The organism is Paenibacillus piscarius, assembly GCF_022234545.1.
In the GTDB taxonomy this organism is placed as follows: Bacteria; Bacillota; Bacilli; order Paenibacillales; family Paenibacillaceae; genus Paenibacillus_AQ; species Paenibacillus_AQ piscarius.
Genome location: NZ_JAIEUI010000012.1, coordinates 129,106 through 143,987, shown reverse-complemented (window position 1 = coordinate 143,987; position 14,882 = coordinate 129,106). Strand labels below are relative to the sequence as shown.

Here is a 14,882-nt window from a genome sequence, read left to right as displayed (position 1 = left end):
CTTTTCACACATGAGCCATCATTTTTAGCGCTTCCAATTTAGGGACTTTAAGCAGTTTATCATCCTAATTTTAAAGCGGCAAAGGGGAGAAACCTCCGTTTTCCCTGTTTTTTCGGAAAAAACACGGCTTAAACGGGAACAAAAGGACGCCCGTCGTTTCAATTGCTGCAATTTCCTCGCAAATCCTGTTCAATTAAGGTATTACAAGATTCAAGTGTGAGAATTAGCTTCTAGGCAGTATGGAAATAGGTATTTAATGTATTTATTGGAAAATCGTCTCCGTTTGCTTGAAGTGGCGGACTGAAATTCCGCTAATCTGGAAAATCAGGAGTAGTTGCCCACCACTCGGACTCAGATTCCATTATTTCACCGAATATGCCTGATGTAGGCCCCGAAAAAACAAGTTAGCGGAATCTCAGTCCGCCTGTGCATCAATATTGAGCTTTTCTGGAGCAATAAGCGATTCTGAGTCCCTATACAAAAACGTGCCCCCAAATCTTCGGCCTAAGGCCGTCAAGATTCAGGAACACGTCTAGGATATTGCCTATTAGGTGGATGAGGTCCCGTTCCGGATTAACCGATGGAACCTTCCATTTCGAACTTGATCAATCGGTTCATCTCTACCGCATATTCCATCGGCAGCTCTTTGGTGAATGGCTCGATGAAGCCCATGATGATCATCTGGGTGGCATCGGCTTCGGAGAGGCCGCGGCTCATGAGGTAGAACAGCTGCTCCTCCGACACCTTGGAGACGGTGGCTTCATGCTCCAGCACGATATTATCGTTCATGATCTCATTGTATGGAATCGTATCCGAGGTGGACTCGTTATCCAGAATGAGCGTATCGCATTTGATGTTGGACTTGGCGCCTTCCGCCTTACGGCCGAAGGAAGCGAGTCCGCGGTAGGTCACCTTGCCGCCGTGCTTACTGATCGACTTGGATACAATCGTGGAGGTGGTGTCCGGTGCCAGGTGAATCATTTTGGCCCCTGCATCCTGGTGCTGGTCCTTACCAGCTACAGCGATTGATAACACAGAGCCTTTGGCTCCGCGGCCCTTCAGCACTACAGCCGGATATTTCATCGTCAGCTTGGAGCCGATGTTGCCGTCTACCCATTCCATCGTTGCATTCTCTTCAGCCACCGCCCGTTTAGTAACCAGGTTGTAGATGTTCGGTGCCCAGTTCTGAATCGTCGTGTAACGGACACGGGCATTCTTCATGCAGAGAATCTCAACCACGGCGCTGTGCAGCGAGTTGGTGCTGTAGATCGGAGCGGTACAGCCTTCGACATAATGCACGAAGCTGTCTTCATCCGCCAGAATCAGAGTACGCTCGAACTGTCCCATATTCTCCGAGTTGATCCGGAAGTAGGCCTGCAGCGGCACTTCACACTTGACGCCCTTCGGCACATAGATGAAGCTGCCCCCGGACCATACCGCACTGTTCAGTGCGGCGAACTTATTGTCCGCAGGCGGAATGATCGTACCGAAGAACTTCTTGAACAGCTCAGGATGATCACGCAGCGCAGAATCGGTATCGGTGAAAATAACACCCTGCTCCTCCAGGTTCTGCTGCATACTGTGGTAGACTACCTCGGATTCATACTGTGCAGAGACACCGGCCAGGAACTTCTGCTCGGCTTCCGGAATCCCCAGCTTATCGAAGGTCTCCTTGATTTCGGAAGGGACTTCCTCCCAGGTCTTGCCCTGCTTCTCCGAAGGTCTTACATAATACTGAATATCATCGAAGTCCAGATCGTCCAGATTGCCGCCCCATTTAGGCATCGGCATCTTGCGGAACTGCTCCAGGGACTTCAGGCGGAATTCAAGCATCCACTCCGGCTCGTTCTTGATTGCGGAGATTTCCCGGACGATCTCTTCTGTGAGTCCTTTACCGGACTGAAAAATCGACTTGTGCTCGTCGCGGAATCCATACTGGTATTCCTCCATATCAGGCGCTTTCTTAGCCATGATGTCAGCCTCCTTGTGTGTAATGTTATTGATGAGCCTCTTCCGTATCTATGCCTTTGCGAAGCGCGTTCCAGGCCAAGGTGGCACATTTGATCCGCGCAGGGAATTTATTCACACCGGACAGGGCCTCGATGTCCTCGTAATCTCCGAAGTCCGCCTCTTCCCCCTTCATTAGTGAGGAGAAGCTGTCGGCCAGCTCCAGCGCATGAGCTACGGTCTGGCCTTTGACGGCTTCAGTCATCATCGAGGCTGATGACATACTGATCGAACAGCCTTCCCCGCTGAAGCGGGCGTCTTTGACAACACCCTCCTCAACCTTAAGCTGAAGCGTTATGCGGTCGCCGCAGGTCGGGTTGTTCAGTTCAATCTTCAGGGCGTCATCTTCAAAAGAGCCGCGGTTCCGGGGATTTTTGTAATGATCCATAATTACGCGTCTATATAAGTCATCCAAGTTCATAGCTGAAATACTCCTTTGCCTTAAGTAAGGCTTGAACCAGCGCATCTACATCCTGCTCTGTATTGTACAGATAGAAGCTGGCCCGTGCGGTGGAACTGACCTCAAGCCAGCGCATAAGCGGCTGGCAGCAGTGATGTCCGGCCCGGACAGCTACGCCTTCCGCATCCAGTACAGTCGCTACGTCATGCGGATGGACATCACCGAGATTGAAGGTGACTACGCCTACCTGACGGTTGCGCGGACCGTAGATCGTCAGGTCGCTGATCTCCGACAGTGCCTGCTCCGCATAGGCAGCAAGCCGCATCTCGTGGCGGTGGATCTCATCCATCCCCACCTCCTGCAGGAAATCGATCGCTGCCCCTAAGCCGACGGCACCGGCGATAATCGGTGTCCCGCCTTCGAACTTCCAGGGCAGCTCCTTCCACGTGGATTCATACAGCCCGACATCATCGATCATCTCGCCGCCGAATTCAACCGGCTCCATGGCTTCCAGCAGCGCCTTCTTGCCGTATAGAGCGCCAATTCCGGTTGGGGCAAGCATCTTATGACCGGATAAGGTGTAGAAATCACAATCCAGATCCTGCACATCCACCTTCAAATGCGGTGTGCTCTGTGCCCCGTCCACAACGATTACTGCGCCGTGGCGGTGGGCAATAGCGGCAAGCTCCTTAATAGGATGGGTAACGCCCATCACATTGGATACATAAGCTATAGCTACGATCTTAGTCTGATCCGTAATCGTCTGCTCAGCATCCGCAAGTGTGATTGTGCCATCCTTCTGCAGCGGCAGGAACTTCAGGGTGGCCCCGGTTCTCTTGGCTAGCTGCTGCCAGGGAATGAAGTTGCTGTGATGCTCCATCTGGGTAATCACAATCTCATCCCCCTCCTGCAGGACGGAAGGGCCATAGGAGGAAGCTACAATATTAAGCGCGGTTGTAGTACCGCGCGTGAAAATAATCTCCTTGGTACTGCGGGCATTGATGAAGTTCTTCAGCTTCTCGCGGGCGCCTTCGTATGCATCGGTTGCCCGGCTCCCCAGGGTATGAACCCCGCGGTGCACGTTGGCATTATCCCATTCATAATATGACTTGACCGCTTCGATAACCTGGCGCGGCTTCTGCGAAGTCGCTGCACTGTCCAGATAGACCAGCGGATGGCTGTTAATCTTCTGGTTCAAGATGGGAAACTGCTCCCGGATCAGGCTGCTGATCATTGGCCTAACTTCCTTTCCACAAGAGATTGGAGCTGATTACGCAGTCCCTCCAGTGGAATTTGCGACACAACAGGCGCAAGGAAGCCGTATATGATCAGTGTCTCTGCTTCATGCCGTGTCAATCCCCGGGACATCAGGTAATAGACCTGTTCATAATTGACCTGTCCTACGGAAGCGGCATGGCCTGCAGTTACATCATCCTCATCAATCAGCAGGATCGGATTGGCGTCTCCACGGGCTTTGGGGCTCAGCATCAGGACCTTCTCGGTCTGCTGCCCGTCTGCTCTGGTGGCTCCCTTCTCGATCTTGGTAATCCCGTTGATGATCGAAGTGGCTGAATCCCGCATCACAGCGCGGGTAATCATGTCACTAGGAGTGTTGCGTCCGAAATGCTGGGCTTGGGTCGTATAACTCAGCTTCTGAGCACCGGAGCCTACGGCGATAACCTTGGCATCCGAGCTTGAACCGTTGCCCTTCAGCACAGACTTGGTGTCGCTGGCTGTATCGCCATAGTTCATCTCGCCGATGATCCATTCAATGCTGCCGTCATTCTCGACTACAGCCCGGCGGTAGGTAATATCCGTTGTATCTTCCCCAAGCTGGTGCACGGTGGCATAACGCACGGCAGCCCCTGCACCCACAAATACCTCAACGGCTCCATTATGGAGGCCGGCCTCAGTCTTGTCGGATACGTAGTTGTCAACGTAGGTTACCGAGCTGTTGGCATCGGCAACAATCAGGATATGCGGCACAAATGCAGCCTCAGCATCATCTGTAAGCAATACGGCCTGTACCGGAGTCTCGATAACCACGTTCTTCGGTACGTAGAGGAAGACCCCGCCGTTCCACAGCGCCGCATGAAGGGCGGCGATGGAATGCTCTTCAGGCAGAACCGCCTTATGCAGATAACGCTGCACCAGATCTCCATGTTCACGGACGGCAGTCTGCAGATCGGTGAAAATCACTCCCTGCTCCGCGAGTCCAGGAGCAAGCCGGGTATATACAGCCCCTGAATTGCGCTGAATAATCAGGCTGCCTTCCTCCTGGTCCTTGATGAGCCCGGCAATCGAAGCAGGCGCTTCGCCGAGGGAGGTGAATGCTCCGCTTGTCTTGTATTCACCGTAATTGTTAATGTTCCAGCGGTCAATCCGTGTCTTCTCTACCTTCGGCAGAGGCAGATCCGCAGCAAGCTTAAGGGCGTGCAGGCGGCTGTCCTTCAGCCAGCCCGGCTCGCCGCCCTGCTGCGATAGATCGCTAAGCTTCTGGGCATCCACGGGCAGAATCGTTTGCGTCGTCATATGTGGTTTCCTCCTTCCAGCGCTTCTTAAGCTTCTTGTCCTACCGTCTCGTCTTCAATTCCGAGTTCTTCCTTGATCCATTCATAGCCGTCTGCTTCCAGACGCTGTGCCAGCTCAGGACCGCCGGACTTCACAATCCGTCCCTGCATCATGACATGGACATAATCAGGCTTGATATAGTTAAGCAACCGCTGATAGTGGGTAATAACCAGGAATCCGCGTTCCGGACTGCGCATGGAGTTCACACCATCGGCCACAATTTTGAGTGCATCGATATCCAGACCGGAGTCAATTTCATCGAGAATGACAATCTTAGGGTCCAGCATCATCATCTGGAGAATCTCGTTACGCTTCTTCTCACCGCCGGAGAAGCCTTCGTTCAGATAGCGGTGCAGGAATTCCGGGTTCATATCCAGTTCCTTCATCTTGGCTTCCATCAGCCGGATGAAGCGGATCAGGGAAATCTCGCTGCCTTCTTCACGGCGGGAGTTAATCGCGCTGCGCATGAAGTCAGAGTTGGTTACGCCGCTGATTTCACTCGGGTACTGCATTGCCAGGAACAGTCCGGCACGGGCGCGTTCGTCCACGGCCATCTCCAGCAGGTCTTCGCCTTCGAGCAGGGCCGTGCCCTCTGTGACCTCATACTTCGGGTGACCCATCAGGGCAGAAGCCAGCGTACTTTTACCAGTACCGTTCGGTCCCATGATGGCATGAATCTCGCCGCCCTTCATTTGAAGATTGATCCCCTTCAGAATTTCTTTTCCTTCAATCGTCGCTTTCAGTCCCTCAATGACAAATTCTGCTGCCATAATTATTATTCCCTCCATTGATCGATTTGCGAAATCAGAAAGTTGTATTGTCACAGGATAACCTGGCTACAAGCAATTAGATTTTCTATCACATTGTAATTATTATAAATTCATTCAAGATGATTATCAATGATTCTCACTAATTTTATTACAAAGGTCCCGTTTTTACAAATGAATTCAGCTCTATTCTTACTTCCGGAGGCAAAGAACCTGATTCAGGATCGTTTTTGTCCCCGCCCAGTTCCAGCACCGCAACGATCCTCTCCAGCGGACGAAGTCCAAGTGCCTTACACTGGTCCCGCTCATACACCCATTCCGGAATGTGGCGGCGTACCTTCCACGGTTCAGATTTGGCCAGAAGCTGAAAATTCTGGACGAGACAGCAGACTGCAGCATAATCCTCCTGCTGCTTATGAGGATCGGCTTCTTCTGTGGCTACAACCAGAAGGAGCGGCAGCAGAGCGTGCTTCCCTGCGGACCTGAGTTGACGGGCAGCCTCGCCGCCGGTTACATAGATGAACCGCCACGGCTCCCGCAGGCCGTCATTCGGTGCCCAGACTGCATCGTTCAGCAGCTTCAGGACGCTGTGTGGAGCAGGCAGAGCGGGATCTGTAAGTAAGCGGCTCTCTTCGCCAAGGATAGTCCAGCTCCGCTCAGCCGGCGTTCTTTTCCGCGCCCTCGGTGTTCTGTCGAAGTAGCCGATTTCCAGAATTCCGGCAAACCTTTCTTTTTCCCGCAAACCGATTTTCTGATAAAAGGGTTCGCCCAGCATCATTGGATCAGTGTACCACAACATACCGAGCCCCTGCTCCCAGCCCAAAAGCTGGACACTCTGCATGATGCTGCATACTGCGGCATAATTGATATCCTGCTGGCGCTCCGTTTCACCGGATTCAGCAATGAAGATCAGGTGGGCCGGTGTATTTATGATTTGCTTTTTCATAAGATCGGTCATTTTGGCAGGAAGGAGCCTCGCGAGAGTGCTTCCCTTCATCTTCGCGATCATACATTCAGCCAGTTCCTCCCGGGATTCGGGGTCGCCGGCATACAGACAGCGCCAGTGAGGTGTTCCCTCAGCCTCGTACAAAGCGGCTGCTTCATTCAGTAAAGATACAATAACCTTCTGCTCAACCGGCGCATCGCTGTACCTCCTGATCGTCCGCCGTTCTCTTATGGTTCCGGACAGATTCTTCACTCACATTCCTCCCCGAATATAGCTTGGTATATAAAATAATTTACCAGTAAACTATATTTTTAATGATGAGGAATGTCAATCCATTATATCAATATTTAATCGTAATACATATTAGTTTACTATTGAACAATAATTGTTTAGAATAGACTTAATATCAATTAAAAAAGGAGTGGCTCCGTCCCATGTATCCAGCCGAAGGTCTGAAGCGTCTGCTGTATGACCGTTTCATCCATTTATCCCATTTATCCGAAGAGCTTTTTGCTGCAGAGGAGAGTGCTATTGCAGAACTCCTGCAGGAGCACGGGATTACGTTCTCATCAACCAGTCTGACCAGCATTCATGTCCTCGATTGTATCGGTAATAACGAGCCGATTAACAGTACGGCAATCGCGGACAAAATGAAGCTGTCCAAGGCGAGCATTACCAAAATCAGCACCAAGCTGCTTCAGGATGACTGCATCAAGCGAAACCGGATGAACGACAACAAAAAAGAATTCTACTTCAGCCTTACCCCTAAAGGCAGAAAGCTCTTTGACCTCCACGCCAGGATGCATGAGCAATTTGAACAGAAATTTCTCGAGAGCATGAACTCTTTCACAGAGCCGGAGCTGCAGGCTTCCCTGAAATTTGTTCAAACGATGATTGATTATAGTCCCACATCCCCCCGCAAAGTGGGGCTGTAGCGCAGGTGTTGACTCAGGTACTTTCAAAATAAATAAAGCCTCCCCGGCGGGGAGGCTATGCTTCATTTGCTTCGTTCTGGATGTCTGCCCGGCAATCAGCCCAGGAACGCGCGCAGCATCCATTGATTCTTCTCAAGATCAGTGCGGATCTTGATGAACAGGTCGGCGGTCGGCTGATCGCTGTTCTCTTCAGCCAGCTCGATGCCTTCCGTCAGCTCCTCCGCTACGGTAGCGAAGTCTTCGATGAGCGCCTGCACCATGCCGCGGGCGTCCTCTTTGCCGGAAGCTTCCTGAATGGTGGCAATCTCCAGATACTCTTTCATGGTCGCTGCCGGGCTGCCCTTGATGCTCAGCAGGCGCTCTGCCACCTCGTCCATTTTGAGCGTAATATCATCGTACAATTCTTCGAACTTCACATGGAGGGCAAAGAACTGCTCGCCCTTCACATACCAGTGGTAATTGTGCACTTTCACATAGAGGACGTTCAGGTTCGCTACCTGACGGTTAAGTACTTGTTCGATTGAAGAAGTGTTCACTTTATTTGACGCTTTAGCCATTAGATGATCCCTTCCTTATCCGTGAATTTGGCCGGCTTGTGATTCATATCCGGCCTTGCAATTGTCTATTCTCCATTTACCCTTTCGCCTGCAGAGCGAAACAAGCGTGCCAGGTACAAGCCTCTTCAGCCTGCCGTGCACCACAGCTTCACATCTCTCCTCTGTAGGATGAGCCAAGATTGTGTTCCTTATGCTGCTTATGTATTTTTCCAGCACAGAATCTGCCGGCTTCAAGGAGCTGGTCGGCTCCCCGGCCGGCATTCATCTGTCTTTCACTTACAGCATGAGCTGCAAGGCCTCGGTCCCGCTCATTCCCGGCACAATCCCCAGCTTCTCCGCCTCTATAGTAACGGACTCCATCGGCGCGGCCAGCAGTTGTGCGATCGTTCGCACCCCGACAGCCCTTGCCGCAATAATCTGACGGTCAGCCAGCCTCTCATTCAGCAGTCCGATATCCAGTGCCCCGCACATGATATACCCTTTGTCAGTGCTGATGCTGAGCAGCGTCGTTTTGGGCAGCTTCACCTCAACACCGACCAGGATATGGCCGCCCACCTGTACTGGCTCTAATGTAACCATTTGCAGCGCCTCCCTCTTTTCGCATTCACGATTTTAGGGTATGCTCCGGCTGCGGGCCGCGTGTGGACGATGGTCCTAGATCAGGGATAAATTAGAGGGCCGGAAGTCCTTATTTTCTCTGTGCAGGGGTCTATAATTTTCATATGTTTAATGGTATAGTTTATATACTTTAAATATAATTGAGAAATCGTGCCAAACGATAAAGCTGGGGGATTAATGGATAAGAAATTACAACACACCGACGGCAACTATTTATTTAATGTCGACATCCTGATTAATGCCCGAACTAATCCGCTTGCACTGCAATATTTGCTGGAAATGTTGAACAGCAGCGGCAACATCAAGGATTTCAACATCAACTCCGGCCTGGAGCTGGGCAGAACTATTGACCATCTGCTGAAATCCGCCAAGCTGGCCCTGAACAGCGACTCTCCTGCACCGGCTCCGCTTGCGGTGAATGTGCCCAGGAAGCCGGCGGACAAGCCGGCCGAGAAGCCTGCCGCCAAGAAGACGCCTGCAGCGCCTGCCCCGGTAGAGACTCCGGCTGATGTATTCGGTAAGATCAGGCAGTATATCCAGAATAACCAGTTGGTGCGGCTGAGAGCGAACCGGCACGGGAAGCAGGTCTCTATGCCTTGCCGGATTCTGAACTTTGATGAAAACGCGAACTCGCTAAGCGTATACCACGTGGATGAGAAGCAGGTATACACCTTCAAGCTTAATGAAATTGACGAATTCCTGTGATATGAAGAAGCACCCGCTCCGGTCTCCCGGACGGGTGCTTCTTCATATCCAGACATTCTTCACCGCTTGCGCGCGAAGGCTTCCACGGCCAAGCAGATCCAGCCCGCAATAAAGCATACGCCTCCAAGCGGGGTGATGGCTCCAAGGATTTTGATGCCTGAGGTGCTGAGAACGTACAGGCTTCCCGAGAACAGCAGGATTCCGGCACCGATCAGTCTTCCCGCCCAGCGCAGACGGGCACTGTCTCCCCACTGGCCTGCGGCCAGGCCAATCAGAACCAGAGCCAGGGCATGGGCCATATGGTACTGAACCCCCGTCTCGTACACCTTCAGATAATCCTCACTGATTACACCTTTCAGGATATGCGAGCCGAATGCCCCGATTCCAACGGACAGCATCGCCAGCACAGCCCCCCAGCCTACCAATCTTTGTTGCATGTGGCTTCACAGCTCCTTCTTGTCTTCAGCTTTTCCTATTCTAACGTATCTGCGCCGCCTGCCGCCAGTTTCAGGGGACACAGGGACATTTTACGCGGAGAGCTTGCTTTTGAAGCCTGCTTGTGAAAAAGTAGTAGTATCCCATTCTATTTCAAGGAGTGCAGCCCATGGACTATCAATATCCCCCCAAACCGGATGCAGACAGCCAAGCAGTAGACAGGTGGGGAAATCCCGCTCAAGGCATGTCCCCGGAGCCGGAGTATAAATATGAAGAGAATCCGCGCGACTACAAGCATTCCGGTCCCGGCATCGCTTCCTTCGTCATCGCTATGGTCACACTGGCCGGCTATGCGGCAGCCTTCGTATATACAGGCGCGAAGGCGGCATCGATCTTGGGTGAGAATAATAAGCTGATCCCTGAATCAGCAGAGTTGATCATGTATCTGGGCGTGACTGTGCTGATTCTGGTAGCGCTCAATGTTATAGGCGCTGTGACCGGCATCGTCGGCTTAACCTTCCGGCAGCGCCGCAAGGTCTTCGCCATCCTCGGAACCCTGATCAATGCTATCTTCCTGCTCCTCTTCATGCTGCTGCTGTCCGTGGTCCTGGTGAATGCCGGGGCAGCCTGATCGCTGCCACAACACTACAAACAGCCTATCCCTTCAAAGAGAGAGGCTGTTTTTTAGTGTTATTTATAATTGAAATTCTTCACTGGAATCGGACAGTCCGCCATTCTGCACACCTGAAGCATTGGCTACGGAGAGTACATATAATTTGTACTTGGTTCCTTTGACAATAGCGTTGCCGTTAACATCCCGGTCTGCAGCCCATACAGTCTGGTTGTTTCCGTTAGGAGCAGCGGCTCTGTAGTTGGAGGACTTCACATCCAGCGCCTCTGCTGCACCGAAGCTCTGTCTGGCAGGAACCACGAATACCCGGTATTCCGTAAGATTCGTCTCCCGGGCAGACTTGGTGAAGTGGACGACAACTCTGCCGTTATCCGTGCCATAGGTCACATTCGTTACCGAAATAACCGGAAGCTTCTCCGACAGGCTGATCGCTGCCGAGCCCTCGGACAAGGCGTTCGGTCCCGGGTAGTTCCCGTTACGCACAGACAGCACATACACCCGGTAGCTGATTCCCGGCTTAATCACTGCGCCGCGCACATCTCTGGCCGAAGCCTCCAGCACCTGACTGGTGCTGTTTCCGGCTACGCCTATTGAGGTATAGTGAGCCGCATTGTTCGCATCATTCAAGCTGAAGCTGCTGTAATCCTTCACCGGTACTACAAGAATCCGGTACTGGCTGATGTAGGTTTCGTCACTGGCATGGGTGAATGATACCCTTAGATCCCGTCCATCGCCATAATCATTCACATCACTTACATTCAAGCCTGTAACAGCACTCAGGCCTGAGGTATTGAGCAGTGTAATGGCCGGGGAAGCAGCCGACAACACATTAGCCCCCGGATTATTGCCTTTGGCGACCGATAATACGTATACCCGGTAACCCGTTCCGTTCTTGATGAAGTTCCCCCGCACATCCCTGCTGGAAGCGCTCAGCACCTGCTCGGAGGATGAGCCGGACGTGCTTACAGCCGTGAAGTAGCCATTAGGCACATTATTGGCGTCATTCAGACTGAAGCTGCTGTAGCTGGATACAGGGACAACCATGATCCGGTACTGGCTGATGTTGCTCTCGTCAGACGGATGTGTGAACGAGACCTTCAGATCCCGGCCGTCATTATAGTCATTCACATCGGCTACACTCAGATTCGAAATCCCGGCTGTAGTCAGGGTAAGCGCCGCGGAAGGCGCGGACAATACATTATTGGCCGCATTGCTGCTGTCTACCGCCAGCGCGAACACCCGATAGCTGATTCCTGTGCGGATCAGCGCCCCGTCCGTATCCCGTGCACCGGAGGAGAGGTTCAAGCTCAGATTATTGCCGGACTTGTTGATCTGCGTGTAATTGGCACTGGACACCGCATTCGCTCTGTCCCGGTCGAAGGCGGAAGCATTCGCAGCCTTGACCACGAAGATCCGGTAGAAGCTGACCTTCGACTCATCTGCCAGCTTGTTGAAGCTGACGAGGAGATCCCGGCCGTCCCCGTAATCATTCGTGTCATTGGCCTGCACTGTTCCGAAGGCCGGTACGGTCCTGTTAACCAGCGTAACCGGAGCCGACGGGCCGGACAGCGCGCTGGTGTTGTTCCCCTTACCCACCGTAATAACATAAGCGGTATATGCCTGATTATTCTTAATCAGGTCACCGTCCACGGTGCGTGTCGCTGCATTCAGCTTCATTACAGGATTCGCTCCTGTTGCCAGAACGACGGAGTAATTGTAGGAGCCTACCTCAAGTGCTGATGACAGATTCAGCGGCGTGCCCGCCTTGAGTATCAGGACACGGTAGTGATCCACAAGCGACTCGTCGGCTACCCGGTTGAAGCTGACCTGCAGGTCCCGTCCGTCCCCGTAATCGCCGACATCCTGGGCGGTTACTCCTGTGACCGGCGCCGCATTGCCGAACACCGGAGCCGGTGTCGTTATAGTTACAATCTGGGCAGAAGGGTTCCAGCCTACCTGCCGGCCGAGCGCTTCACTGACGAACCGGGTCGGCACCATCGTCCGCCCCTTCAGATTCAGGCCCGGCACGTCGAGGGTTACTGCCTTGTTATTCATCGTTGCGAGCTTGGAGCCAATCTTGAGTACAATTGTGGTATCGCCTTGGGAAGCAGTTACCGTCTGTGTCTTCTGATTCCACTTGATGTCGGCATTGAAGGCCTCGAAGATGGCCCGCAGAGGCACCATCGTCCGCCCGTTCACCATGACCGGCGGCTGGTCGGTGGCCAGTGTCACTCCATCAATAATAATTCTGATGGGTTTGGCCGCTGCTTGGGCAGGAGCCTGAAACAACATGGGGAACATTAATAATCCTGCTACAATCGAAATCCATACTTTTCTCACAAGCTCACCCTCCCGGATAGGAACACATTCTCATTTCACTATCCATTTGACGCATGAAGGCCAAAAAAAGTTTCTCCGTAGACTGGTTACAGAATTAAAACCTTTGAATTATGAAATGAAAGCTGTGAAAAGAGTGTTAATAGGAGTTAGCCAGAGAATCCAGCGAAGCATACACATGTGGGCCGAACCCTTCTGAAGCCTCGCGCTGCGGGATGTTCAGCCGGATCAGATAGCCTTGTCCATCCACTTCCTTCACGGCAACCTGGCGGGTAAGCCCGGAACGGGTTGCGGTAAGATACAGACGGACATCTGACATCCTCCGGTCCCGTTCTTCTTCACTAAGTGCAGTAACCCTGCCGACAGGGGCAAGCTCTGCTCTCCCTTTCTGTTCCAGCTGATCGAGATTGAATTCAGCAGGAAGTCTGGTAATTTCGGCATAATAGTCCGGATCAGCCTTCATGGACAACCGCCCATTCGCCGCATCGAAGCCGAAGATATCAAATACATACAGGGAGTATCCTTCACCGGAAGCCAGTGCGGCTGTCCTCTCTTCCTCCATCCCCTCCAGCTTCAGCTTAAAGGTCCGGGTATCCGGGCGCACTCCGGCCCCGTGCGGAGCCTCCCCGCCGTCTGCCTTAACCAGACGGGACAGAATCCGCTGAGTCACGTCCGGATCGTCTCCTACAGTTTGTTCGGTATATACAAAGACTACAGGATCATCCATCTCCAGAGAATCGGGTGCATTCTCCGTTCCTGCTCCCAGCTCAAAGGCGGTCGGCCCTTCTTCCGTCTCAATCTCAACGGAATGGTTATCCATCTGTCCGACATAAATGCCAGAACCCTGAATGCTCTGCGCCTCTGAGGCTGCAGAAGGACCAGGCTGGGGAACCGGACTTGCCGAAGGCGCAGCTGTTGTCTCAACAGGAGCGCCGGAAGCTGCGGGTGACGGTTCTCCGTAGGCTTGCGGCAGGCCATTTCCTCCGCAAGCCGTTAAGGTGAGCAGCAGTGCAGTAATTGCGGTCATAGCAGGCAGCGAACGTTGTGTTCTCATGATGTTACCTCCTCTATGGGTTGCGGTTAGGCTGGCGGCTGGCGCCGGCCTTAGTAAGGATTACCCCGCAAGCCCGGCTCCATAAACTTGCCGTACCTAGCTGGGCATCAGCCGTAAGCAGAGCTGCACCGGATTAATACAATAGGGAAAGAGCCTTATTCTGCACGCCAAAAGGAGTGATTTCCCCTGAGAATCGATATCGGCTGCGGCACCCGCAAAGAGTCAGGTTATCTGGGAATCGACCGCAAGCCTTACCCCGGAGTAGATATCGTCTGCGACATTTGCGAGGGAATTCCCCTGCCGGATCAGACTGCGGAATTCATCATGGCCAGCCGGGTGATGCCCTATGTCAGTGACTTGTATGCCGCAATGGCAGAGATTTACCGGATCTGTACACACAAAGCGGTGGTCTGTATGCTTTCACCCTATGCCCACAGCTTCCCTCATGCCTCCAATCCGATGTTCAAGCAGAAGTTCGACGAGTATACTCCCCGCTACTTCACCGGCTCTTTCTTTCAGCCGCCGGCGGGTCCGCTCTGCCCGGAGGTTCCGGATTACCCCGCGCCCGTACCGCCGTTTGATTTCAGACTGCTGCGGATGGAACTGTTCTATCAGTATCCTTTTGACGACTCTCTCTATGAGACAGAAGAGCTTGAGGTGCTGAAGGCGCTGCAATCCAATGTGGTTCACGAGATTATGTATCATTTCGCGGTTGTGAAGCAGGCGGTTACCCCGGAGGAGCTGGAATTCATGAGCAGACAGGTCCATCCAGAGCCGCAGGCGCTGCTTGAACGCCGGCTGCAGGCACAACGCAAACTAAATGTGTTGTAAATTTTGGAAATGGACAGACAAATTTCCCCTACATCACACATAGGCTAATACCACAGATAAGAAAGAAGCACACTGGCTCCCTGCGAGG

15 protein-coding genes are annotated in these 14,882 nt (G+C 52.7%); 4 read left to right on the top strand and 11 right to left on the bottom strand.

All coding sequences use genetic code 11. The features are described from left to right. Window positions 1-573 precede the first annotated feature (573 nt). The 6 genes from sufB to K1558_RS19280 form a co-directional block, all read right to left on the bottom strand. The gene (sufB, locus tag K1558_RS19305; protein WP_238653284.1) at window positions 574-1,971 is read right to left on the bottom strand and encodes a Fe-S cluster assembly protein SufB; all 1,398 of its coding nucleotides are present in this window, start codon (window positions 1,969-1,971) and stop codon (window positions 574-576) included. 25 nt (window positions 1,972-1,996) lie between these two features. Continuing rightward, a complete protein-coding gene (gene sufU, locus K1558_RS19300) occupies window positions 1,997-2,428 on the bottom strand; it encodes a Fe-S cluster assembly sulfur transfer protein SufU (RefSeq protein WP_238653283.1) in 432 nt (143 codons plus the stop codon). Then, window positions 2,415-3,641 (bottom strand): cysteine desulfurase, encoded by a 1,227-nt coding sequence (locus tag K1558_RS19295; RefSeq protein WP_238653282.1) that lies wholly within the window; start codon window positions 3,639-3,641, stop codon window positions 2,415-2,417. The genes sufU and K1558_RS19295 overlap by 14 nt, the downstream gene beginning before the upstream one ends. Next, window positions 3,638-4,939: a Fe-S cluster assembly protein SufD gene (sufD, locus tag K1558_RS19290; RefSeq protein ID WP_238653281.1), complete on the bottom strand. Its 1,302-nt coding sequence runs from the start codon at window positions 4,937-4,939 to the stop codon at window positions 3,638-3,640. The genes K1558_RS19295 and sufD overlap by 4 nt, the downstream gene beginning before the upstream one ends. Before the next feature lie 26 nt (window positions 4,940-4,965). Then, window positions 4,966-5,748 (bottom strand): Fe-S cluster assembly ATPase SufC, encoded by a 783-nt coding sequence (gene sufC / locus K1558_RS19285; protein ID WP_238653280.1) that lies wholly within the window; start codon window positions 5,746-5,748, stop codon window positions 4,966-4,968. A gap of 148 nt (window positions 5,749-5,896) precedes the next feature. Continuing rightward, window positions 5,897-6,943 carry a nitroreductase family protein gene (locus tag K1558_RS19280; protein WP_238653279.1) on the bottom strand — a complete coding sequence of 349 codons (1,047 nt, stop codon included), beginning with the start codon at window positions 6,941-6,943 and terminating at the stop codon, window positions 5,897-5,899. A gap of 182 nt (window positions 6,944-7,125) precedes the next feature. Between K1558_RS19280 and K1558_RS19275 the strand changes: the two genes are divergently transcribed. Continuing rightward, window positions 7,126-7,626, top strand: coding sequence for a MarR family transcriptional regulator (locus tag K1558_RS19275; protein ID WP_238653278.1), 501 nt, complete (start codon window positions 7,126-7,128; stop codon window positions 7,624-7,626). Window positions 7,627-7,721: 95 nt separating this feature from the next. Here K1558_RS19275 and K1558_RS19270 read toward each other — a convergent pair whose 3' ends face one another. Both K1558_RS19270 and K1558_RS19265 read right to left on the bottom strand, forming a co-directional pair. After that, window positions 7,722-8,183, bottom strand: coding sequence for a Dps family protein (locus K1558_RS19270; RefSeq protein WP_238653277.1), 462 nt, complete (start codon window positions 8,181-8,183; stop codon window positions 7,722-7,724). 276 nt (window positions 8,184-8,459) lie between these two features. Then, entirely contained in the window at window positions 8,460-8,762 is a 303-nt protein-coding gene (locus tag K1558_RS19265) for a YunC family protein (RefSeq protein ID WP_238653276.1), read from the bottom strand. 216 nt (window positions 8,763-8,978) lie between these two features. On the opposite strand from K1558_RS19265, the gene K1558_RS19260 reads away from it, so the two are divergent. Beyond that, a complete protein-coding gene (locus K1558_RS19260) occupies window positions 8,979-9,506 on the top strand; it encodes a hypothetical protein (protein WP_238653275.1) in 528 nt (175 codons plus the stop codon). Window positions 9,507-9,565: 59 nt separating this feature from the next. Here K1558_RS19260 and K1558_RS19255 read toward each other — a convergent pair whose 3' ends face one another. Further along, the gene (locus tag K1558_RS19255; protein WP_238653274.1) at window positions 9,566-9,943 is read right to left on the bottom strand and encodes a DUF423 domain-containing protein; all 378 of its coding nucleotides are present in this window, start codon (window positions 9,941-9,943) and stop codon (window positions 9,566-9,568) included. A 167-nt stretch (window positions 9,944-10,110) separates the two neighbouring features. On the opposite strand from K1558_RS19255, the gene K1558_RS19250 reads away from it, so the two are divergent. After that, window positions 10,111-10,572: a hypothetical protein gene (locus K1558_RS19250; protein ID WP_238653273.1), complete on the top strand. Its 462-nt coding sequence runs from the start codon at window positions 10,111-10,113 to the stop codon at window positions 10,570-10,572. Between the two features lie 63 nt (window positions 10,573-10,635). Here the strand turns inward: K1558_RS19250 and K1558_RS19245 are convergent, their stop codons facing one another. Further along, the gene (locus K1558_RS19245; protein WP_238653272.1) at window positions 10,636-12,912 is read right to left on the bottom strand and encodes a copper amine oxidase N-terminal domain-containing protein; all 2,277 of its coding nucleotides are present in this window, start codon (window positions 12,910-12,912) and stop codon (window positions 10,636-10,638) included. A gap of 136 nt (window positions 12,913-13,048) precedes the next feature. Continuing rightward, the gene (locus K1558_RS19240; protein WP_238653271.1) at window positions 13,049-13,963 is read right to left on the bottom strand and encodes a hypothetical protein; all 915 of its coding nucleotides are present in this window, start codon (window positions 13,961-13,963) and stop codon (window positions 13,049-13,051) included. A 186-nt stretch (window positions 13,964-14,149) separates the two neighbouring features. Between K1558_RS19240 and K1558_RS19235 the strand changes: the two genes are divergently transcribed. Then, on the top strand, window positions 14,150-14,794 hold the full coding sequence (locus K1558_RS19235) for a methyltransferase domain-containing protein (protein WP_338019717.1): 645 nt from the start codon (window positions 14,150-14,152) through the stop codon (window positions 14,792-14,794). The last annotated feature ends 88 nt before the right edge of the window (window positions 14,795-14,882 follow it).

Coding starts and splice junctions, on each gene's coding strand:
- sufB (WP_238653284.1), bottom strand. CDS start 1,971: ATGGCTAAGAAAGCGCCTGATATGGAGGAATACCAGTATGGATTCCGC.
- sufU (WP_238653283.1), bottom strand. CDS start 2,428: ATGAACTTGGATGACTTATATAGACGCGTAATTATGGATCATTACAAA.
- K1558_RS19295 (WP_238653282.1), bottom strand. CDS start 3,641: ATGATCAGCAGCCTGATCCGGGAGCAGTTTCCCATCTTGAACCAGAAG.
- sufD (WP_238653281.1), bottom strand. CDS start 4,939: ATGACGACGCAAACGATTCTGCCCGTGGATGCCCAGAAGCTTAGCGAT.
- sufC (WP_238653280.1), bottom strand. CDS start 5,748: ATGGCAGCAGAATTTGTCATTGAGGGACTGAAAGCGACGATTGAAGGA.
- K1558_RS19275 (WP_238653278.1), top strand. CDS start 7,126: ATGTATCCAGCCGAAGGTCTGAAGCGTCTGCTGTATGACCGTTTCATC.
- K1558_RS19270 (WP_238653277.1), bottom strand. CDS start 8,183: ATGGCTAAAGCGTCAAATAAAGTGAACACTTCTTCAATCGAACAAGTA.
- K1558_RS19265 (WP_238653276.1), bottom strand. CDS start 8,762: ATGGTTACATTAGAGCCAGTACAGGTGGGCGGCCATATCCTGGTCGGT.
- K1558_RS19260 (WP_238653275.1), top strand. CDS start 8,979: ATGGATAAGAAATTACAACACACCGACGGCAACTATTTATTTAATGTC.
- K1558_RS19255 (WP_238653274.1), bottom strand. CDS start 9,943: ATGCAACAAAGATTGGTAGGCTGGGGGGCTGTGCTGGCGATGCTGTCC.
- K1558_RS19250 (WP_238653273.1), top strand. CDS start 10,111: ATGGACTATCAATATCCCCCCAAACCGGATGCAGACAGCCAAGCAGTA.
- K1558_RS19240 (WP_238653271.1), bottom strand. CDS start 13,963: ATGAGAACACAACGTTCGCTGCCTGCTATGACCGCAATTACTGCACTG.